Below are 21441 nucleotides of genomic sequence, written 5' to 3'. Positions count from 1 at the left end.
ATAATAAAGCAAAAATATTGAATCATAAATGGTAGAAAAGTTAAATGATAGTGTAGTAAGGAGATTCAAATATGTTAAAAGATACAATCATTAGGGCCTTCCATAAAGATGATTTAGGTCAAGTATTACAGTTGTTCTATGAAACAGTTCATACAATTAATGCAAAAGATTATAACGTGTTACAGCTACAGGCATGGGCACCAGATCAACTAGATAGGGAAAGCTGGTTAAAGTCTTTAGAAAAGAATATTAGTTATGTAGCGGAGCATAACGGTGTGATAGTCGGATTTGGGGATTATAATGATGAGCATTACGTAGATCGTCTATTCACGCATAAAGATTATCAAGGGAAAAGGATAGCTTCATACATACTACAAAAGTTAGAACAAGAAGCAGTGAACTTGGGGCATAGGGAGATATATACAGAAGCGAGTATTACAGCAAAACCTTTTTTTGAAAGTAAAGGCTTTATTTGCATAAAGGAACAAAAGAAACAGCATAATGGTCAGATTTTTATTAATTATGTAATGAAAAAAATAGCCCTCTCGTAAACGAGAAGGCTATTTTTCATTATTTTACAGCTTCTTTTAGTTCTTTACCAGCTTTGAAAGCAGGTACTTTAGAAGCTGCGATTTGCATTTCTTCACCAGTTTGTGGGTTACGGCCTGTACGAGCAGCTCTTTCGCGAACTTCGAATGTACCGAATCCGATAAGTTGTACTTTTTCACCAGCAGCTAAAGTGTTAGTGATTGATTCTACTACAGTTTGTACAACTACAGTAGCTTCTTTTTGAGAAATCTCAGCATTTTGTGCTACGTTTTTGATTAATTCTGTTTTGTTCATGTTTTTCACCTCATATGTAAATAATGCTATTTAAGTTGTTATTATAACGTATAAAACATTCGAGAACAAGTGTACGCACATATATTCATAAAAAAAATGGAATTTGTAATATTTTTCAGGATTGCTGTATAGTCGTTCCATTTAAGCGGATACAGATTTATTCTTTAATTCCGTTTGTTCTTTAGTAGAAGGTAGTTTCTTATTATAAGATATGAAATAAGGTAACGCTACAAATAACATACCTCCTACTAAGTTTCCGAAGAAAACAAAAATGAAGTTTGGAAAATATTCAAACCAAGTTAAATGACCTGCAAAAATTATAGCTGGGATGACAAACATATTGGCTACAACGTGTTGAAATCCAATTGCAACAAAAGTCATAACTGGGAACCAAATGCCGATAATCTTTCCGATAAATTCTTTACTTCCCATACTAAGCCAAACAGCTAAACAAACGAGCCAATTACATCCGATTGCAGAAATGAAGGCTTGTAGTGGTGTATCTTGTAGTTTAGCTTGCGCAATAGAAACTGTTTTTGCTAAAAAAGCTCCCTCTGTTAATCCGACGATATGACCGAAAAAATAAGCAACGAATACAGCACCTATGAAATTGCTCAATGTAACAATAATTAAATTTCGTATGAAATAAAATAAAGTAATTTTCTTTTGAAGCCAGGCCATGGAAACTGTCATCATGTTACCAGTTACTAGTTCACCGCCTGCAAGAATAACGAGAATAAGACCGATAGGGAATACAGCAGCACCTAGAAAACTAGTAAATGATCCCCAAGCCTTTGGCATTGTTCCAATAACATGAATATCGAGTAAATACCCTAATGCTATGAAAGCACCGCCAAAAAAACCAAGAATTAACATAGGGAGTAATGATAAATGAGCTTTTTTTCTTCCGGAATTAGCAGCAAGTTCCGTAATTTCTTCTGGTGTAAATACAGACATGAATAATCTCTCCTTAATAAAATGATAAAAGAATAAATGGAACATTTTTAAGAATCTATGTATTATAAAAATATGTTATGACTTCTGTATAAATTTGTCAAAGTGAGCAGGGCTGGAATTAAATATAACTAACATTGTTCGTGTTGTCACATTCATGTAACAATAAGGTTTTAAAGTACTTCTAGAGGTGAGAACATGAATACGTATCACGTAAAAGAAGAACAAAAAAAATCAATCGTCAAGGTATCTATAATCAGTTTTGTAAGTGTAGTAATGATTTCTATAAGTTTGTATTTCTATGCGACAGAAATAGAACGAAAACTAGTAACAGTTACGTGGAATGAAATAGAATCTTCTACAATTCCTAAAGAGTTTCATAATAAAAAAATATTGCAGTTCTCAGATGTACATTTAGGACCAGAATTCACACTGAAACAACTAGAAAAATTGGTGGAGAAGATGAATGCGTTACGTCCGGATGTAGTAGTTTTTACAGGGGATTTAATAGATAAATTTGGATCGTATCAAGCCGAAAAAGAAGAAGCAAAAGGCATATTACAGCAAATACATGCACCCTTAGGGAAATATGCAGTGTTTGGGAATCATGATAGGGGCGGCGGAGGTAGTTTATTTTATAAAAAATATATGGAGGAAGCTGGTTTCGCTGTGTTAGTCAATGAAGTGCAGAAAATTAAAGCGGAAAACGGTAAATATATTACAATATCAGGTTTGGATGATTTTTTATTAGGTAAGCCGCAAATAGACTCAACTTTAAAACATGTAAGGCAACAAGATTTCAATATGTTATTAGTACATGAGCCGGATGTTGTAAACAAAGTAACACGTTACCCAGTTGATTTTCAAATGTCAGGCCATAGTCACGGAGGACAAGTTCAAATTCCTTTTATCGGTCCATTCATTACGACAAAACTAGCTGAGAGTCATGTTGAAGGTATGTATGAAGTAGAAAGGAAGAGTAAGCCGTTATATTTATATGTAAATCGTGGTATTGGGACAACCCGAATGCCTGTTAGATTTTGGAGTGTACCTGAACTTTCAGTATTTGTATTGAAGCAAAATAGTAACTAATGTATTCAATTCCACATCATCATTCTCAATTTGATTTTGATGAACGAGCGATGTTAATTGGTGGTAAATAAAAAACAACAATAGGTCATATAAAACCTATTGTTGTTTTCATTATTTTTGCAAGGGAATCGCATCGAAATATGTTCTATAGTTACTAGAGAATTCAAAGTTGTTTTTTGCATCCCAATTAATAGACCAAGACATTAGGCCGCGGAATGCAGGATAGCCACTCTCATTTGAAAGTTTATACTTTCCTCCGAAAGGAATTCCCTTAATGATATAATCTAAAGCTTTTTTCATTTCAGTTGGAGAAATATACCCACCACTTGGAGCGGCCGCTGGTGCTGCAGGAAGTCCAATCATTACTTGATCCGAACGAAGAGCTGGGAACATGTTATTTGCATTACCACCTACAGGAAAACCATGTAAGAGCATATCTGCCATAGCGACCTCGTAGTCTGCAGTACCTTGATTGTAGTTATTACCGTCCATTCCAACCCCGCTGCCAGCGTTGTAGTGTTGAACGTGAATGTATGTCAGTTTGTCTTTCACTCCGTAAATAATCGGTAAATATGCACCCCAGATGCTTCCGTATGCACTATAACCGCCTTGAACATAAGCTGTTTCAGGAGCCATGCTTAATAGAAAGTCGGGACCGTAATGATCTGAGATTGTTCGAATAGCCGAAATAAGATTTACGATTTGAGGAGTAGTTGGGTTTTTGAAATTAGTGTCATTTCCGTTTAAGTAAATACCTGATTCAAGGTCAATATCTATTCCATCAAAACCGTATTTATCAATAAGAGATTGTATGGAATTAATAAAGCGTTGCTTAGCGGCATTGTCAGGAAGTAAAACGACTCCATTTTGTCCACCAATTGAAAGAACTACTTTTTTTCCTTTACTCTTTAAATAAGAAATATCTGATTTGAATTCTGCATCTGTACCATACACAGGAGAAAATTCAACAGTAGAACGATCACCACCAGTTTCCCCGAAAGATACATTAATTACATCCCATTTTGGTGAAACGTCTCTTAATTTAATAATGCCAGTACCGTTATCAAAGTTATGCCAGTATCCAACGAGTAGTTTTGATCCTAAATTGTTTGCTGCTTGTGCTTGAAAGGGGGCTAGTGGTAGCAGTAAAAAAATGACTAACGTACAACAAATGAATTTGAACTTGTTTAACATATCAACACTCCTATACAAAAAGTTGTCTAGATGTATAATCTTGTTTATTTAATGATATCTGAAAATTCGTTCTTTCGTAAGGTAGCTATAATTTTCTCAACAATTGTATATGGAAAATTATTAAACCTAATGTAATAATTTTTATAGGAGCTTGCATTACAATTGTTAAATTCAGAATATTTTGATATATTTTAAAGTGTAGGCAAGGTTTTCACATAATACTCTTACATAAATTTCAAAATTACGTTTGGAAGGGGATGTATAAGAGTTGGATAAAAATCTTAAGAAAGACCTCAAAATACGCCACATTACAATGATCTCAATTGGCGGCGTAATAGGAGCTGGTTTGTTTGTTGGAAGTGGGGCAGTTGTGCATTCAGCAGGACCAGGTTCTATCGTTTCATATGCATTAGCAGGACTTCTAGTCGTTTTCGTTATGAGAATGCTTGGGGAAATGGCAGCTATTAACCCGACAAGTGGGTCATTTGCAACATATGCAAGAGAAGCAATTGGTCCATGGGCCGGTTATACAATTGGGTGGCTATATTGGTTTTTCTGGGTAATTGTTATTGCGATAGAAGCCACAGCAGGTGCTGGTATTATTCAATACTGGATTCCAGAAATCCCACTTTGGTTATTAAGCCTAATATTAACGATTTTATTAACATTGACGAATGTTTTTTCGGTGAAATCATTTGGAGAGTTTGAATATTGGTTTTCTTTTATTAAAGTAATAAGTATCGTTTTGTTCCTTTGTCTTGGATTAGCTGTTATTTTAGGATTTGTACCAGGAACGGAAGCACCTGGCACTTCGAATTTAGTAGGACAAGGAGGATTTATGCCAAACGGTATAAGTTCGGTGCTACTTGGAATTACTGTCGTTATATTTTCATTTATGGGATCTGAGATTGTTGCAGTAGCTGCTGGAGAGTCTGCTGAACCTGTAAAAGCAGTAAAAACAGCAACAAATAGTGTAATTTGGCGTATTCTCGTATTTTTCATTGGATCGATTGCTGTAGTTGTTACACTTCTTCCATGGAATTCAGCGAACATATTAAAAAGTCCGTTTGTAGCGGTACTGGAACATATAGGGATACCAGCGGCAGCACAAATTATGAATTTTATCGTTTTAACAGCTGTACTTTCTTGTTTAAATTCTGGTTTATATACGAACTCAAGAATGCTTTTTTCAATGGCAGAAAGAGGAGATGCTCCAAAGGCATTTTTGAAATTGAATAGTAGTGGTGTTCCAGTTCGGGCCGTTTTATTCGGAACGTTCTTCGCTTATATTGGAGTTGTTTTTAGTTACATATCTCCAGATAAAGTCTTTTTATTTTTAGTGAATGCATCTGGCGGGATTGCGTTGCTCGTTTATCTCGTTATAGCTGTTTCGCATTTAAAGATCCGTAAAAAAATGGGGAAAGTAGAACAACAAAATTTGAAAGTGAAAATGTGGTTTTTCCCGTATGTAACGTATGTTACAATTGCCGCTATTATAGCTGTTTTAGTTACGATGCTTGCAATTGAATCTTTACGTTCACAAGCACTTTTGACGATGCTTGTTACTGTTCTTATAATACTTTCTTATTTTATTTTTAATAGAAATAAAAATAGTACAGTATCGAATACTACAAGTAAGAATGAGGAATCTGTTCGATTCTAATTTCTTGTTTTCGAAGAGAGTTACACCCAATCATTGCTATAAAAGAATCATATATAATCATAAAAATGAGTAATTACTATTGTCATAGTGAATATAAACTTTTTTCTTGACTTTTTATGCGAAGGCGAGCAAAATGATAAAAAAGGAAGGGGGGATGACGATGGAAGAGTACGTATTAGAGCTGTATAACCTGCTATATACGACAGAATGGCAAGATATTGTTTCGTTTCTAGGAATCGTATTTTGTATGAAAATTGTAATTGTATATATGGAAGAGCAAGGTATGTTCTATTCCTTCTCATCCCCGTTCGATATGCAACGCGAGCCGTTGCTGAACTATGCCAAGGTAAATTACGAACAATTTCCTTTTGTATTTTTCTTTATGATTCGATTTATTACAGCAATTGTAAAGAAAAAGGAAAGTGACGATGAAGAGTGCCACTCAACTTGTAATATAGCGAATGTTCTTTAAGCTAAATACAAGGAGGAGATTTATATGTGGTTTCGATTTCTTATGATTGGTTTCTTTTCATTAACAGCAATTTCTTTAATGGGATATCAAGTGTCTGAAATTTTTCAAGCATATAGCGATACATTTTTTAACAAAAACTAATCGCATTGCTATTTGAATAATAAAGCGATAAAATCCTTCTTAAGAAGTTTTATTAAGAAGGATTTTTTCTTTGTTTTGTCTTGCTGTGTCAAACTATTGTCACATTTACACTGTGAATAGTATGTTAAAATAGTGAGGTTACGTATACATATTTGAAGGAAGAGGGAGTGACCATTTTGGTGGATCAATCAACAAATCAGAAAAGCTATGCTCCTATTGTGATAACGCTTTCTGTAATTGTAAATGCGATTATTTTATTTTTGTTCTTTGGACCTGTTGGCTATGAAGGAGAAGTACATTTTGATGTAACGATTTTACCAATGTTAAACGCAATTTTTAATAGCTTTACGTTCGTATTTTTATTAGCAGCGTTATTCTCTATTATTAAGAAGAATGTGAAAATGCATCGTGGCTTCATCCTAGCAGCATTTACAACGACGTTGCTATTTTGTGTTTCTTATTTATCGTATCATTACTTGGCGCCAGCAACACATTTTGGTGGCGAAGGATTCATTAAATATGTGTATTTCATCATTTTAATTACACATATTATCCTAGCAGCAATTATCGTACCACTTGCATTGTTTGCACTTGTATTTGGTTTTACAAATCAATTAACACGTCATCGTAAAATTGTACGTTGGACAATGCCGATTTGGTTATATGTAAGTTTATCTGGTGTTATTGTTTACTTAATGATCTCACCTTATTATCAATAAAAAATCTCAGCCTATAGGCTGGGATTTTTTTGTTAGGCAAATGTTTTTGTAAAATGAAAAAAATATGGTATACAAAAGTATAGTTGCTTTTCATATAGAAGGGATGGTAAAGGGATATGCAAAATTTTGTATTTCGTAATCCAACGAAACTTATTTTCGGTAAAGGTCAATTAGAGCAATTGAAAACTGAAATTCCACAGTTCGGTAAAAAAGTTCTTCTCGTATACGGGGGAGGCAGCATTAAAAGAAACGGTATTTATGATAATGTAATTTCTATTTTAAAGGAAATAAATGCAGAAGTATTTGAATTGACAGGTGTTGAACCGAATCCACGTGTATCAACTGTAAAGAAAGGGATTCAAATTTGTAAAGATAATGGTGTTGAATTTATTTTAGCAGTTGGTGGAGGTAGTGTAATCGACTGTACGAAGGCAATTGCAGCTGGTAGTAAGTACGATGGAGATGTGTGGGATATTGTAACGAAAAAAACATTTGCCAGTGAGGCATTACCATTTGGTACTGTGCTTACTCTTGCGGCAACAGGATCTGAAATGAATGCTGGTTCTGTCATTACAAACTGGGAAACGAATGAAAAATATGGCTGGGGTAGCCCAGTTACCTTCCCTCAGTTTTCAATTTTAGATCCAGCTCATACTGCGTCTGTACCGAGGGATCAAACAATTTACGGTATGGTAGATATTATGTCACACGTATTAGAACAATATTTCCATCATGGAACAAATACAGAATTACAAGATCGTTATTGTGAATCTGTTTTAAAAACAGTCATTGAGACAGCTCCTAAGCTTTTAAATGATCTAGAAAATTATGAGCATAGAGAAACGATTTTATACTGCGGTACTATGGCGCTAAACGGTATTTTAGCGATGGGAGTAAAAGGAGACTGGGCAACACACAATATTGAGCACGCGGTTTCAGCGGTTCATGATATACCACACGGAGGTGGCCTTGCGATTTTATTCCCGAACTGGATGAAGCATGTTGTAGATGAAAATGTAAGTCGTTTTAAACAGTTCGCTATTCGTGTATTCGATGTAGAAACAGATGGAAAGACTGATCGAGAAATTGCGTTAGAAGGAATTGAGGCGTTACGTCAATTTTGGACTTCAATTGAAGCACCAGTAACGTTATCTGATTATGCTATTGGAGAAAATGAAATTGATGTAATGGCGGATAAAGCGATGGCTTATGGCGAATTTGGTAACTTTAAAAAATTAAATAAAGACGATGTTTTAAGCATATATAAAGCTTCCTTATAAGTGAAGCGAGTAAAGGAACCCATTTGATATAACAATCCAATGGGTTTCTTTTTTGTTGTTTATAACTGTTTGTGATTGTTTTTGGTTATTTGTGAATGTTTATGGTTGATTTTTGTGATCGTTTTCATTATACTGTAATCAAAGAAGAGGTGAATAAAATGTTAACTCCTGAACGTCATCAAATGATATTGCAACTTGTAAAAGAGCAGAAGGTTGTTAAATTACAACAATTAGTGGAAAGAACAGAAAGCTCTGAATCAACAATTCGTCGTGATTTAGCGCAATTGGAAAAACAACGGTTATTAAAAAGAGTTCACGGTGGTGCAGCTGTTTTAACAGGAAAAGGACAGGAGCCGACGATGGTTGAAAAATCATCCAAAAACATTCAAATAAAACAACAAATTGCGAAGTATGCGGCTAACGTTGTGGAACAAGGTGATTGCATTTATTTAGATGCAGGAAGTACAACATTTGAAATGATTCCATTTTTAATAAATAAGGATGTTACCGTTGTTACGAATGGACTTATGCATATTGAAGCTTTAGTTGAAAATCATATTCGTGCATATTTACTAGGCGGAATGATGAAGAGTAGGACGAAAGCTTTAATCGGTGCTATGGCACAGGAAAGCATGCAGAAGTATCGTTTTGATAAATGTTTTTTAGGAGCGAATGGTGTACATGAACAACTTGGTTTTACAACACCAGATCCGGAAGAGGCACTTTTAAAGCAAATGGCATTAACATTAGCAAATGAAGGATATTTCTTAATTGATGAAAGTAAGTTTTCGGAAGTTGCGTTTGCGAAAATTGCCAATGTTGAAGAGGCGAATATTATTACAAACCATTTAGAAATTGATTTAGAAAAATATAAAAGACAAACCAATGTAATTGAGGCTGATAAACAATGATCTATACAGTAACTTTAAACCCATCTATTGATTATATAGTACAAGTTAATTCCTTAGAGTTAGGCGCAGTAAATCGAGCAGAAAAAGATATGAAGTTTCCTGGAGGAAAAGGAATTAATGTTTCTCGCGTTCTTCATCGTTTAGGTGTTGAAAATGTAGCGCTAGGATTTACTGGTGGATTTACCGGTCGATTTATTAAAGATGTATTACAGGCGGAAGGTGTAACAACAAACTTCGTCCAAGTAGATGGAGATTCTCGAATTAATGTGAAAATAAAAGGGCAAGAAGAAACAGAATTAAATGGGCAAGGACCTAGTGTGACTAAGGAACAATTTGAACAATTAATGAAACAAATTGAAAGTATGCAAAAGGGAGATTGTGTTGTACTAGCTGGAAGTGTACCAGCGTCTATCCCAACTACCTTTTATGAATCAATCGCAGCGTTCGGAGCTGAAAAAGGCATTCGTGTAGTAGTAGATGCAAGTGGTAGTGCGCTGCAGCATGTAGTTAAAAATAAACCATTTTTAATAAAGCCTAATCATCATGAACTTGGTGAGTTATTCGGAGTAGAGATTTCCACAGTAGAAGATGTTTTACCATATGGAAGAAAATTAGTTGAACAAGGTGTAGAGCACGTTATCGTATCAATGGCCGGAGATGGAGCTTTATTATTTACGGCAGAAGGTATATATGAAGCAACTATTCCAAAAGGCGTTGTAATTAATTCGGTTGGGGCTGGAGATTCTCTCGTTGCGGGATTTGTAGGAAGATATGAACAGACAAAAGATATTGAAAAGGCATTTCAATATGGCGTTGCAACAGGGAGTGCAACAGCATTTTCAGCCGATTTATGTGAAAAGGAAAAAGTAGAAGAATTATTGTCGCAAGTAATTGTAACTAAGCGATAGGGGGAAGCAACATATGAAAATTACAGAACTATTAAAAAGGGATACAGTTATTATGAATTTGACAGCTTCAAATAAAGAAGCTGTCATAGATGAGTTAGTTGAGAAATTAAACGGGGCAAATCGTTTAAATAGCAAAGCTGAATTTAAAGAAGCTATTTTAAAAAGGGAGTCACAAAGTACAACCGGCATTGGTGAAGGGATTGCTATACCTCATGCGAAAACAAAAGCTGTTAAGCAACCAGCGATTTGTTTTGGTAGAAGTGTAAGCGGTATCAACTATGAATCGCTTGACGGACAACCTGCGCATTTATTTTTTATGATTGCTGCAAGTGAAGGGGCGAATAATACGCATTTAGAAACGTTATCACGCCTATCTACACTATTAATGGATGAAGGGTTTCGTAAGCAATTGTTAGAAGCGAAGGATGAAGAAGAACTTCTTCGTTTATTTGATGAAAAAGAAAATGAAAAAGAAGAAGAAGAGGTTGAAGTTGCAAAACCAGAAGGGAATGAACCGTACGTATTAGCTGTTACAGCTTGCCCGACTGGAATCGCTCACACATATATGGCTGCAGATAGCTTGAAAGCAAAAGCAGCAGAGCTAGGAATTGCAATTAAAGTTGAAACGAATGGATCAACAGGTATAAAAAACGGTTTAACGAAAGAGGATATTGAACGCGCAACAGCTATAATTGTTGCGGCAGATAAACAAGTAGAAATGAATCGTTTTGCTGGTAAACATGTTATTCAAGTGCCAGTCGCTGACGGGATTAGAAAAACTGAAAAACTTCTTAATCGGGCTGTAAAACAAGATGCACCAATCTTTAAAGGTGTAAAAGAGGATGGAAAGGCAGAAAATACGGAGAAAGAAAATGGATTAGGAATTTATAAGCATTTAATGAACGGCGTAAGTAATATGCTTCCATTCGTTGTTGGTGGCGGGATTTTAATTGCGCTAGCGTTTTCGTTTGGTGGTATAAAAGCAGAAGGTCCTTTAGCTGAATTGTTCATGTCTATTGGAGGAGGGGGAACAGGGGCATTTTTATTCCTTGTACCAATTTTAGCAGGGTTTATTGCTAGTTCTATTGCTGATCGTCCTGGTTTTATGCCCGGTGTTGTCGGAGGATTTTTAGCGGCACATGCGAATGCTGGATTTTTAGGTGGATTAATTGCTGGTTTCTTAGCCGGATATGTTGTTTTAGGATTGAAAAAATTATTTTCAGGCCTACCAGTACAATTAGAAGGAATTAAACCTGTATTGTTATATCCGGTCTTTGGATTATTGATTACAGGAGTTGTTATGCAAAAAGTAGTAATTCCGCCTGTAGTAGCATTGAATGGAATGTTAACAGGATGGTTAAATGGTTTGAACGGTACAAATGCTATATTACTAGGTCTTATTTTAGGTGCGATGATGGCAATTGATATGGGTGGTCCAATTAATAAAGCAGCATTTACGTTTGGTATTGCTGCGATAGAAGCGAAGAACTTTGGGGTACATTCAGCGGTTATGGCTGGTGGTATGGTGCCACCGCTTGCAATTGCGTTAGCAACTACCTTCTTTAAATCGAAGTTTACAGAAGCGGAACGTAAGTCTGGTTTAACAAATTATATTATGGGGGCATCGTTTATTACAGAAGGTGCGATTCCGTTTGCAGCAGCAGATCCGGTTCGGGTAATTGTCAGTTGTGTTGTCGGTTCAAGTATTGCAGGTGCATTATCAATGTTATTCCAAATTACATTACCAGCACCGCATGGTGGATTGTTTGTTATCGCTTTAGTAAATAAACCAGTGTTATATATTTTATCGATATTGATAGGGGCAGTTGTTTCTGCTCTTATGATGGGAATTTGGAAAAAGAAAGTTAAATAATACGTGTAAAGGGAGTAGCTTTTATTAGCTGCTCCTTTTTATTACAAAAAAGGAGGTTGATAATTGGAGAATGATGAATTTTGGTAAAAGATGTAATGAAATATGATTTTTTTGTAACAAAAAAGTAATACTGTAATTTTTTCTGGAAAAAAATTCTGGTGCTTGTATGTGGAAAATATATGAAAACTATTGGGAATTCTATTGGAAATGTAATTCATTAATATGGAAATTTATGTTACAGCTCATTAATCGTATATTACGAATGGTTTGTAATTGTGTGTTTTCTAAAAATCTTAAAAATCCGTTGCTATAATAAAAATACGAAAACAAAGCAAATGGAGGCTATTCATGAAAAAATTATTAGGTATAGCAACGGCGGCAGTTTTTGGTCTTGGGATTTTTGCAGGTTCTGCGAAAGCGGAAACGATTGTAACAACAGACGTATTAAATGTTAGAGAAAACCCAACTGTAGAGTCTAAGCTTGTAGGTAAAATGTTAAGTGGAAATAAATTAGATGTTGTAAATACAGAAAACGGATGGACAAAAATTAAATTAAATGGTCAAGAAGCATTTGTAAGTGCTGAATTTACAAAAAGTACATATTATGTGACGGCGGGTGTGTTAAATGTTCGCGCTGGAGCGAATACTGACTCAGAAATTCTTGGAAAACTGAATAAAAATGATGTAATTGAAACGACAAATCAAGTTCAAAATGAATGGTTGCAATTTGACTATAATGGAAAAACAGGATATGTTCATGTGCCATTTTTAACAGGAACGGCACCAGTGATTGAAAAGAAAGAAGTTGCAACGAAAGAAGAAGCGCCGGAAAGAGTAAATACGCCGGTTAAAAGTAATAAAGTAGTTAAGAGTAAAGAATCTGTTAAGAATGTAGAATCAAGTAAACCTGTGGCAAAACAGCAGTCAACTACGAAACAAGTTGCGAAATCTAATGAAACAAGTGCACCGACTAGTGGACGTGAAATAACGGTAGAAGCGACAGCATATACAGCAGATCCGAGTGAGAATGGTTCGTATGGTGGTCGTGTATTAACTGCAATGGGGCATGACTTAACAGCGAATCCAAATATGAAAGTAATTGCTGTTGATCCTAAAGTAATTCCACTTGGATCAAAAGTATGGGTAGAAGGATATGGAGAAGCGATTGCTGGAGATACTGGTGGTGCGATTAAAGGAAATCGTATTGATGTTTTAGTTGGCTCAGATGGTAGTGCGAATAGCTGGGGGCGCAAATCTGTAAAAGTGAAAGTTATAGAGTAGTATATATGTATTAATATAAAAGGCGGTTGCTTGAAAGTATGTAAGCAATCGCCTTTTATGGATTATTGAAAAGGATAAATAGTTTTACCTGTAATAATTTTATATGCGCTGCAAAATTGGTTTTGTATATACTCTGTATCTTTATTTTCTAGATGTAATGTTGTTTCTTGGAGAGCAGAATGAAAAGAACGTAGTAAACAATTTAAGGCGAAGTATAATTCTTCTTGTGAACAATTGTGTTCTTTTGTAGCAGTAGCTAAAATGAGGTCTTTTGTCAAAGATGAAAAATTGATAGTGGATTGTTTCATAGTTAACTCATCCTCTCGAAGGTATTTTTAATCATGTATATGCGGAATTGGACAAACTATGTTCTTTTTTATTTATAATTTCATGTACCGTAATGAAAGAACTTGCAATCATGCCGTTAAAATTGGTAAGATTGGATATAATCAATAGATGGAGTACATTACATAAAGAGAGTTGAATGATATGGGAGAAGTGCAACGTGAAAAAGTTGCTGTCATCATTGGACCAACTGCTGTTGGGAAGACGAAGTTAAGTATTGATCTTGCCAAAGCGTTAAATGGTGAAATTATAAGTGGAGATTCCATGCAGATTTATCGTACGATGGATATTGGAACCGCAAAGGTGACGAAAGAAGAGATGGACGGAATTCCACATTATATGGTTGATATAAAAAATCCAGAAGAATCATTTTCGGTTGCCGAATTTCAAGAACGTGTTCGTAAGCATATTCGCGAGATTACAGAGCGTGGTAAATTGCCGATTATCGTTGGTGGAACTGGTCTGTATATACAATCTGTTTTATTCGATTATCAGTTTACGGATGATGCTGGTGATGCTATATACCGAGAACAAATGGAAAAGTTAGCATTAGAACGTGGTGTGGAATATGTACATAAGAAATTACAGGAAGTAGACCCAGAAAGCGCTGAGCGTATTCATGCAAATAATGTACGCCGTGTCATTAGGGCGTTAGAAATTTTCCACACGACGGGTGAAAAAATGAGTGATCAACTTGAAAAACAAGAAAACGAGTTATTATACGATGTTTCCTTAATTGGCTTGACAATGGATCGTGAAATGCTATACGATCGCATTAACTTACGAGTTGATATAATGATGGACCAAGGTTTATTAGAAGAAGTAGAAGGGTTGTATAATCGAGGGATACGAGATTGTCAATCTATTCAAGCGATTGGGTATAAAGAGATATATGATTATTTTGAGGATCGTGTCTCTTTAGAAGAAGCGGTATCACAATTAAAGACGAATTCACGTCGTTATGCAAAACGTCAATTAACGTGGTTCCGTAATAAGATGGATGTCACATGGTTTGATGTTACAGACGGTGAAAAAACGTCAGAAATTTTACGATACATAGAAGGAAAGCTACAACTAAAGTCGAATAATAGTAAGTAGAGAAAAAGAGGAGGATTCGACATGAAGCAATCAATCAATATTCAAGATCAGTTTTTAAATCAACTCCGTAAAGAGAATACGTTTGTTACGCTGTACTTATTAAATGGTTTCCAGCTTCGTGGATTAATTAAAGGATTTGATAATTTTACAGTCCTACTGGAAACAGAAGGTAAGCAACAGCTTATTTATAAACACGCAATTTCTACATTTGTACCACAAAAAAATGTTTCAATTGAATTAGAATAGTAATGAATTATTGTACATAACAAAAAAAGAGCGAGTTTCTCGCTCTTTTTTTATTTGCCATAAACGATAAATAGTGAAATTTAAGCGATTCTAAATACAGTTAGACGAATGTTAGTATTTCCTGTTGCAGGGATCGTAATCTCGTTAAGAGTAGATTGGACAGAAATGTTTGCTCCGGCAGCTAATGTTTCGATTGTAGTAAATGAAAGTGAGTCGCCTATTAAATTTGAAGAGAAGTTGTCAGTTGCGACTGCTCCATTTATTGAAATTCCTACTCCGAGTGGCGCACATCCTGGTGCAGTTGTAGAGATGGATACGCTAATTACATAAATACCACCGTTGATAACTGTAACTGTGTCTGTGCCATTAAAGATAATATTATTTACGTTAATTGCAGTACTGAAGATAAAGTTATTAAATTGTAGTACTGTTTGTTGAATGTTGTTTGTTACAACAATTGTTGCTATAGGGAAGCTAGGTCCAGTAGGCCCAGTAGGTCCGGTAACTCCTATACCAGTAGCGCCCGTTGGCCCTTGAACGCCTTGAGGCCCAGTGGCACCAGTAGCACCCGCCGGTCCTTGAGCACCTTGAGGTCCAGTGGCACCAGTAGCACCTGCCGGTCCTTGAACGCCTTGAGGCCCAGTGGCACCAGTAGCACCCGCCGGTCCTTGAACGCCTTGAGGCCCAGTGGCACCAGTAGCACCCGCCGGTCCTTGAACGCCTTGAGGCCCAGTGGCACCAGTAGCACCCGCCGGTCCTTGAACGCCTTGAGGCCCAGTGGCACCAGTAGCACCCGCCGGTCCTTGAATACCTTGAGGTCCGGTAGCACCTGTATTACCTTGAGGTCCCTGAGGTCCAGTAGGTCCAGTAGGTCCACCAGAAGGTCCAGTAGGTCCGGTAACTCCTATACCAGTAGCACCCGTTGGCCCTTGAACACCTTGAGGTCCAGTGGCACCAGTAGCGCCCGCCGGTCCTTGAATACCTTGAGGTCCAGTGGCACCAGTAGCACCCGCCGGTCCTTGAGCACCTTGAGGTCCAGTGGCACCAGTAGCACCTGTGTTACCTTGAACGCCTTGAGGTCCAGTAGCGCCAGTAGCACCCGCCGGCCCTTGAACGCCTTGAGGTCCAGTAGCACCAGTAGCACCCGCCGGTCCTTGAACACCTTGAGGTCCAGTGGCACCAGTAGCACCTGTGTTACCTTGAACGCCTTGAGGTCCAGTAGCACCAGTAGCACCCGCCGGTCCTTGAACACCTTGAGGTCCAGTGGCACCAGTAGCACCTGTGTTACCTTGAACGCCTTGAGGTCCAGTAGCACCAGTAGCACCTGTATTACCTTGAACGCCTTGAGGTCCAGTAGCACCAGTAGCACCCGTGTTACCTTGAGGCCCTTGAGGTCCAGTAGCACCTGTATTACCTTGAACGCCTTGAGGTCCAGTAGCACCAGTAGCACCCGCCGGTCCTTGAACACCTTGAGGTCCAGTAGCACCTGTATTACCTTGAACGCCTTGAGGTCCAGTGGCACCAGTAGCACCTGTGTTACCTTGAACGCCTTGAGGTCCAGTAGCGCCGGTAGCACCCGCCGGTCCTTGAACACCTTGAGGTCCAGTAGCACCGGTAGCACCCGCCGGTCCTTGAACACCTTGAGGTCCAGTAGCACCGGTAGCACCCGCTGGTCCTTGAACACCCTGAGGTCCAGTGGCACCAGTAGCGCCCGCTGGTCCTTGAGCACCTTGAGGTCCGGTAGCACCAGTAGCACCCGTGTTACCTTGAGGTCCCTGAGGTCCGGTAGCACCAGTAGCACCTGTGTTACCTTGAGCACCTTGAGGTCCAGTGGCACCAGTAGCGCCCGCTGGTCCTTGAGCACCTTGAGGTCCGGTAGCACCAGTAGCACCCGTGTTACCTTGAGGCCCTTGAGGTCCAGTGGCACCAGTAGCGCCCGCTGGTCCTTGAGCACCTTGAGGTCCGGTAGCACCAGTAGCACCCGTGTTACCTTGAGGTCCCTGAGGTCCAGTAGGTCCAGGAGGCCCGCCGGAAGGTCCGGTAGGTCCGGTAACTCCTATACCGGTAGCACCCGTGTTACCTTGAGGTCCTTGAGGTCCGGTAGCACCAGTAGCACCCGTGTTACCTTGAGCACCCTGAGGTCCAGTAGCGCCGGTAGCACCTGTGTTACCTTGAGCACCTTGAGGTCCAGTAGCGCCGGTAGCACCTGTGTTACCTTGAACACCTTGAGGTCCGGTAGCACCCGTGTTGCCTTGAGGCCCTTGAGGTCCAGTGGCACCGATAGCACCCGTGTTGCCTTGAGGTCCTTGAGGTCCAGTAGCACCGGTAGCGCCAGCTGGTCCTTGAGATCCGGTAGCACCCGTGTTACCTTGAGGCCCTTGAGGTCCAGTGGCACCGGTAGCACCAGTAGCCCCCGTGTTACCTCGAGGTCCGGTAGCGCCAGTAGCCCCCGTATTACCTTGAGGTCCGGTAGCGCCAGTAGCACCCGTGTTACCTCGAGGTCCGGTAGCGCCGGTAGCGCCCGTGTTACCTTGAGGTCCGGTAGCACCAGTAGCGCCCGTGTTACCTTGAGGTCCGGTAGCACCCGTAGCGCCCGTGTTACCTCGAGGTCCGGTAGCGCCCGTAGCGCCCGTGTTACCTTGAGGCCCTTGAGGTCCAGTGGCACCCGTAGCGCCCGTGTTACCTTGAGGCCCTTGAGGTCCAGTGGCACCCGTAGTGCCCGTGTTACCTCGAGATCCGGTAGCACCAGTAGCCCCCGTATTACCTTGAGGTCCAGTAGCACCAGTAGCCCCCGTATTACCCCGAGGTCCGGTAGCGCCAGTAGCACCTGCTGGCCCAGTAGGTCCAGTAGGTCCTTGAATGAATGAAGCAGAATTAACTAAAGCGGTTTGTAATGCTGCTATTAATTTGAGAAGCTCTTGAAGTGTGCAAGGGTCAATTCGGAATAGTTTTGTAATGGATAGTAAATAATTAATTAGATTTTGAAGCTCGATAAATACAGCGCTTGCTACGAAAGTTGGATTTTTTAATATAGTTATTAAGTTTTTAATAATAGCTAACCCTTGTGCTTTCAGGGAGGAAGTAGCATCTAGTGAACAAATAAATTTACTTAGTAGGTTCAATGTATCAATTAGATCTTCAATATTTTGGGGAGATGGATTTGCGAAAAGTTTTGGGATTATTTTTGTTAAATCGATAATGATTGCGCGGAATGTTCTAAGTTGTGCCTTAGTAACTGGGATTGATGGAGTATTTGGAATTCGTCCAGCGCTACTTGGAAAGCATGGTTTGGAGAATTTGTTCTGACTGTCGTTATAATGAGACATTAAATCTCTCCTTTCTAATGAGGATATGAACGAAACTCATCATAGTAGATGCAAAAATTAGTTAAATGGTCATAGTAAAATCGTTTGTTTGAAGAAAAAATAGAAAAAACGCCTTATAATAAGGCGTTTTTTCTATTTTCTGCGTATTGATAATATCGTTTTAGTGAAATCTTTGATTTGAAGCCAGCTAGCTTTATAATTTCTGACTCCGGAGTTTCTTTTTTTATTAAGTTTAAAATATAGGTGTTACGAAAGTGTTGTCCTGAGATTCCTTTGCGTAAATTAGCTCTGGATACTTCAAGGCGAATCATTTTTTGGATAGCGATTTCTGTTAATCCCTTCGGTGCATCATTTTCGTATACCCATCTATATGTTCCGCGATTAAAATCGAATGCGACAAATAATGGGTCATTACTATGATATTTTGGACGAACGGGTTCGGGGATGCTTTTGTAATAAGTATATAGTTGTTTTTTGTCTTCGCTAGTTAAAGTAATTGTTCTTTCTACTCCTGCGGTTGCAGGTATAGATAATGTGTTAGTTTCAAAGTGGACGTGATGCATAGTTAATGCTGTAAGTTCCTGTAAGGATAATCCATAGTCAATTAATAAATTTAAAATAGCGATATTACGATCCATCAATAAAGGGCGTACAGGACGTTGTTTTTCTGAAAGTCCTTCTAATGAAGTGACTATATGTTTTAATCTTTTTTCTTCATCAGATGAAATGAAATCTTCATTGCGGAGTGTGCGGTCTGGTTGAATAGAAATTTCCATGTTCTTTAATGGGTTGGGAATATTTAGAAAGTGATGCATTCGATTTAATACAATGAATACACGGTGCATCGTTTTCTCTGAGTAATGTCGATTCTTTTTTAAGTCGGAAAAGTAATCTTCGTAGTCTTTTGTACAAAGTGTAGCCCATATATTACTGGAAGGGAGCTTTTTGTTTTTTTCTAACCAATGTCCGAAATCTTCAATGTCATAAACATAACGTTTAATGGTTGAAGGTTTTCGGCCTTTATTCAATAAAAAAATAGAAAAGGCTTGTATTGTATCATGGAATTCCGTTGTCTCCATAGTCCCACCACCTTCATTATTTCTTTTATTATAGCAAACTTTTCTGAAAATAGTCATTTGCAAAGGAGACAAGAATAATAATATTTGGTGAGTGGATAAAATGAGGTGATTGTATGGAACAATCGATGCGAAAGAAAAATAATAATCAAATTAACATTGTGTTAAATCATCGAAAGAAAATTTCTTTACCGGCTGCAGAAAATAAAACAGTAATTTCAAATGAAACTACTACGAAACATGAGATGCTGCAAAGAATTGAAGAAGAGATGGGAAAACTCGTTGGGATGGATGATATAAAAAAGATAATAAAAGAAATATATGCTTGGATTTATGTGAATAAAAAAAGACAAGAAATAGGATTGAAGTCTGAGAAGCAAGTACTCCATATGTTGTTTAAAGGCAATCCGGGTACAGGCAAGACAACTGTTGCTAGAATGATAGGAAAATTGTTATTTGAGATGAATATTCTATCAAAAGGGCACTTAGTTGAAGCTGAACGTGCAGATCTTGTAGGAGAGTACATCGGTCATACGGCTCAAAAAACAAGAGATTTAATAAAAAAAGCAATGGGGGGAATTTTGTTTATTGATGAGGCTTATTCATTAGCACGAGGGGGAGAAAAAGATTTTGGAAAAGAAGCAATTGATACGCTCGTAAAACATATGGAAGATAAACAACACGGTTTTGTATTGATTTTAGCTGGATATTCCAGAGAGATGAATCACTTTCTTTCATTGAATCCAGGACTGCAATCTCGTTTTCCGTTTATAATTGAGTTTGCGGATTACTCAGTAAATCAGCTGTTAGAAATAGGGAAGAGGATGTATGAAGAACGTGAATATCAGTTATCGAAAGAGGCTGAATGGAAATTTAGAGATCATTTACATGCTGTAAAGTACTCATCGCAAATTACATCCTTTAGTAATGGACGATATGTTCGGAATATTGTTGAAAAATCAATTCGTACACAAGCTATGCGGTTGTTACAAGAGGATGCGTATGATAAATATGATTTGATTGGAATATCAAGTAGTGATTTGATGCTTGAAGAGGAGACGCACAGTACGTAAACTGTGCGTCTGTTTTTTTATATAAGTGCTCTACTATTTTTTTGCTTTTTCTTGATAAGATTTATGGAAACGTTCCATTTTAGCGCTTTTTTCGTGTGCAGAATTAGGATCATGTCCAATTTGACCTACTGAGCTTTTTTGAGCCCCTTTATTCACATGGTTTGTCATTTGTGTTCACCTCGCTTTGAGAATTAGTATAAACATTATGTAAGGAAAAACTCGTTAGAAAAGAAAAACCTCTTTACGATCTGTAAAGAGGTTGGATTGCTATTTATGCATTGAACGTTCGTTTGTGTCGATGCGTCTATGCGGTAAATGCCATTTGTAATGAATAGAAACCATGCGGAAGCAAACAATTAAAATGAATAAGGTGTATAGAGCCCAATCGCTAACAATAATTTGAGCGCCGATTAAGAAACCTGCCAGAATCGTCCAAAAAGCATATACATCAGCTCGAAGAACGAGAGGTTTTCTACGGGCTAAAAGATCGCGGATAATACCGCCTCCAATGCCAGTTAAAACGGCTGCTACGATTGTAGCGCTAATTGGTAAATTTAATTTTTGAGCGTATAATGCCCCTTGTACGGCAAATGCTGATAAGCCGATAGCATCAGTGATGTTTTCCCACTTTTTCCAGTGTCTAATTAATTTATTTGGAAAAAGAAAAATAATCGTCATTGATAAAAGTGCGATTTGGAATAACATGTCTTGTTGCCAAAATGCGACAATCGGATAACCAATTAATAAATTACGAAGGGCACCTCCCCCAAATGCGGTTGCCATTCCTAAAATATACACCCCGAAAATATCATAATCCTCTTCCATTGCAACAATAGCCCCGCTTAATGCGAAAGCAATTGTGCCTATGATGCTAAAAATCTCCCATGCCATGAATTTTCTCCCCCGCTAACTAGATGAAATGTGCTTCCTCTGCTATTATATTAGA

General features: G+C 38.0%; 21 protein-coding genes. 13 read left to right on the top strand and 8 right to left on the bottom strand.

The window, feature by feature from the left end; translation table 11 throughout:
• The first annotated feature begins 71 nt into the window (after window positions 1-71).
• Window positions 72-551 carry a GNAT family N-acetyltransferase gene (locus ACTFR9_RS10685; RefSeq protein WP_048557667.1) on the top strand — a complete coding sequence of 160 codons (480 nt, stop codon included), beginning with the start codon at window positions 72-74 and terminating at the stop codon, window positions 549-551.
• 19 nt (window positions 552-570) lie between these two features.
• On the opposite strand, the gene ACTFR9_RS10680 is transcribed toward ACTFR9_RS10685, so the two are convergent.
• The gene (locus ACTFR9_RS10680; RefSeq protein ID WP_001043904.1) at window positions 571-843 is read right to left on the bottom strand and encodes an HU family DNA-binding protein; all 273 of its coding nucleotides are present in this window, start codon (window positions 841-843) and stop codon (window positions 571-573) included.
• Between the two features lie 141 nt (window positions 844-984).
• On the bottom strand, window positions 985-1800 hold the full coding sequence (locus ACTFR9_RS10675) for a formate/nitrite transporter family protein (protein ID WP_048557668.1): 816 nt from the start codon (window positions 1798-1800) through the stop codon (window positions 985-987).
• Between the two features lie 195 nt (window positions 1801-1995).
• On the opposite strand from ACTFR9_RS10675, the gene ACTFR9_RS10670 reads away from it, so the two are divergent.
• Window positions 1996-2889 carry a metallophosphoesterase gene (locus tag ACTFR9_RS10670; RefSeq protein WP_229136204.1) on the top strand — a complete coding sequence of 298 codons (894 nt, stop codon included), beginning with the start codon at window positions 1996-1998 and terminating at the stop codon, window positions 2887-2889.
• 111 nt (window positions 2890-3000) lie between these two features.
• On the opposite strand, the gene ACTFR9_RS10665 is transcribed toward ACTFR9_RS10670, so the two are convergent.
• On the bottom strand, window positions 3001-4083 hold the full coding sequence (locus ACTFR9_RS10665) for a chitinase (RefSeq protein WP_000932461.1): 1083 nt from the start codon (window positions 4081-4083) through the stop codon (window positions 3001-3003).
• 268 nt (window positions 4084-4351) lie between these two features.
• On the opposite strand from ACTFR9_RS10665, the gene gabP reads away from it, so the two are divergent.
• The 8 genes from gabP to entD all read left to right on the top strand — a co-directional run bounded on the left by gabP (window position 4352) and on the right by entD (window position 13331).
• On the top strand, window positions 4352-5746 hold the full coding sequence (gene gabP, locus ACTFR9_RS10660; protein WP_000360127.1) for a GABA permease: 1395 nt from the start codon (window positions 4352-4354) through the stop codon (window positions 5744-5746).
• Between the two features lie 133 nt (window positions 5747-5879).
• Window positions 5880-6218, top strand: a complete 339-nt coding sequence (locus tag ACTFR9_RS10655; RefSeq protein ID WP_002028298.1) for a hypothetical protein — start codon at window positions 5880-5882, stop codon at window positions 6216-6218.
• Window positions 6219-6535: 317 nt separating this feature from the next.
• The gene (locus ACTFR9_RS10650; RefSeq protein ID WP_000228315.1) at window positions 6536-7078 is read left to right on the top strand and encodes a DUF420 domain-containing protein; all 543 of its coding nucleotides are present in this window, start codon (window positions 6536-6538) and stop codon (window positions 7076-7078) included.
• 116 nt (window positions 7079-7194) lie between these two features.
• Complete coding sequence (locus ACTFR9_RS10645) at window positions 7195-8358, top strand: iron-containing alcohol dehydrogenase (protein ID WP_001179105.1); 1164 nt, start codon at window positions 7195-7197, stop codon at window positions 8356-8358.
• A 158-nt stretch (window positions 8359-8516) separates the two neighbouring features.
• A complete protein-coding gene (locus ACTFR9_RS10640; RefSeq protein WP_000957275.1) occupies window positions 8517-9269 on the top strand; it encodes a DeoR/GlpR family DNA-binding transcription regulator in 753 nt (250 codons plus the stop codon).
• Window positions 9266-10177 (top strand): 1-phosphofructokinase, encoded by a 912-nt coding sequence (pfkB, locus tag ACTFR9_RS10635; RefSeq protein WP_000640766.1) that lies wholly within the window; start codon window positions 9266-9268, stop codon window positions 10175-10177. Before ACTFR9_RS10640 ends, pfkB begins: the two co-directional genes overlap by 4 nt.
• A gap of 13 nt (window positions 10178-10190) precedes the next feature.
• Window positions 10191-12050 (top strand): PTS fructose transporter subunit IIABC, encoded by a 1860-nt coding sequence (locus ACTFR9_RS10630; RefSeq protein ID WP_229136203.1) that lies wholly within the window; start codon window positions 10191-10193, stop codon window positions 12048-12050.
• Between the two features lie 348 nt (window positions 12051-12398).
• Window positions 12399-13331 (top strand): cell wall-binding protein EntD, encoded by a 933-nt coding sequence (gene entD, locus ACTFR9_RS10625; protein ID WP_000734633.1) that lies wholly within the window; start codon window positions 12399-12401, stop codon window positions 13329-13331.
• Between the two features lie 62 nt (window positions 13332-13393).
• Here the strand turns inward: entD and ACTFR9_RS10620 are convergent, their stop codons facing one another.
• Window positions 13394-13639 carry a hypothetical protein gene (locus ACTFR9_RS10620; protein WP_000814415.1) on the bottom strand — a complete coding sequence of 82 codons (246 nt, stop codon included), beginning with the start codon at window positions 13637-13639 and terminating at the stop codon, window positions 13394-13396.
• Window positions 13640-13820: 181 nt separating this feature from the next.
• Here ACTFR9_RS10620 and miaA point away from each other — a divergent pair, with 181 nt between their 5' ends.
• Both miaA and hfq read left to right on the top strand, forming a co-directional pair.
• Window positions 13821-14774, top strand: coding sequence for a tRNA (adenosine(37)-N6)-dimethylallyltransferase MiaA (miaA, locus tag ACTFR9_RS10615; protein WP_000504941.1), 954 nt, complete (start codon window positions 13821-13823; stop codon window positions 14772-14774).
• 21 nt (window positions 14775-14795) lie between these two features.
• Entirely contained in the window at window positions 14796-15020 is a 225-nt protein-coding gene (gene hfq, locus ACTFR9_RS10610; protein WP_000813896.1) for an RNA chaperone Hfq, read from the top strand.
• A gap of 80 nt (window positions 15021-15100) precedes the next feature.
• Here the strand turns inward: hfq and ACTFR9_RS10605 are convergent, their stop codons facing one another.
• Complete coding sequence (locus ACTFR9_RS10605) at window positions 15101-18346, bottom strand: Gly-Xaa-Xaa repeat protein (RefSeq protein WP_440048966.1); 3246 nt, start codon at window positions 18344-18346, stop codon at window positions 15101-15103.
• 113 nt (window positions 18347-18459) lie between these two features.
• Window positions 18460-19425: a tyrosine-type recombinase/integrase gene (locus ACTFR9_RS10600; RefSeq protein WP_000450313.1), complete on the bottom strand. Its 966-nt coding sequence runs from the start codon at window positions 19423-19425 to the stop codon at window positions 18460-18462.
• A 113-nt stretch (window positions 19426-19538) separates the two neighbouring features.
• On the opposite strand from ACTFR9_RS10600, the gene spoVK reads away from it, so the two are divergent.
• Window positions 19539-20495 (top strand): stage V sporulation protein K, encoded by a 957-nt coding sequence (gene spoVK / locus ACTFR9_RS10595; protein ID WP_000438181.1) that lies wholly within the window; start codon window positions 19539-19541, stop codon window positions 20493-20495.
• A 33-nt stretch (window positions 20496-20528) separates the two neighbouring features.
• Here spoVK and ACTFR9_RS10590 read toward each other — a convergent pair whose 3' ends face one another.
• On the bottom strand, window positions 20529-20663 hold the full coding sequence (locus tag ACTFR9_RS10590; protein WP_000181496.1) for a hypothetical protein: 135 nt from the start codon (window positions 20661-20663) through the stop codon (window positions 20529-20531).
• A gap of 99 nt (window positions 20664-20762) precedes the next feature.
• A complete protein-coding gene (locus tag ACTFR9_RS10585) occupies window positions 20763-21386 on the bottom strand; it encodes a trimeric intracellular cation channel family protein (RefSeq protein WP_000312265.1) in 624 nt (207 codons plus the stop codon).
• Window positions 21387-21441: the final 55 nt, after the last annotated feature.

This window comes from Bacillus cereus group sp. MYBK222-1 (assembly GCF_051916425.1).
Taxonomy (GTDB): Bacteria; Bacillota; Bacilli; order Bacillales; family Bacillaceae_G; genus Bacillus_A; species Bacillus_A paranthracis.
Note: the sequence above shows the minus strand (reverse complement) of the source record. Positions and strands in the feature narration are given on the sequence as shown.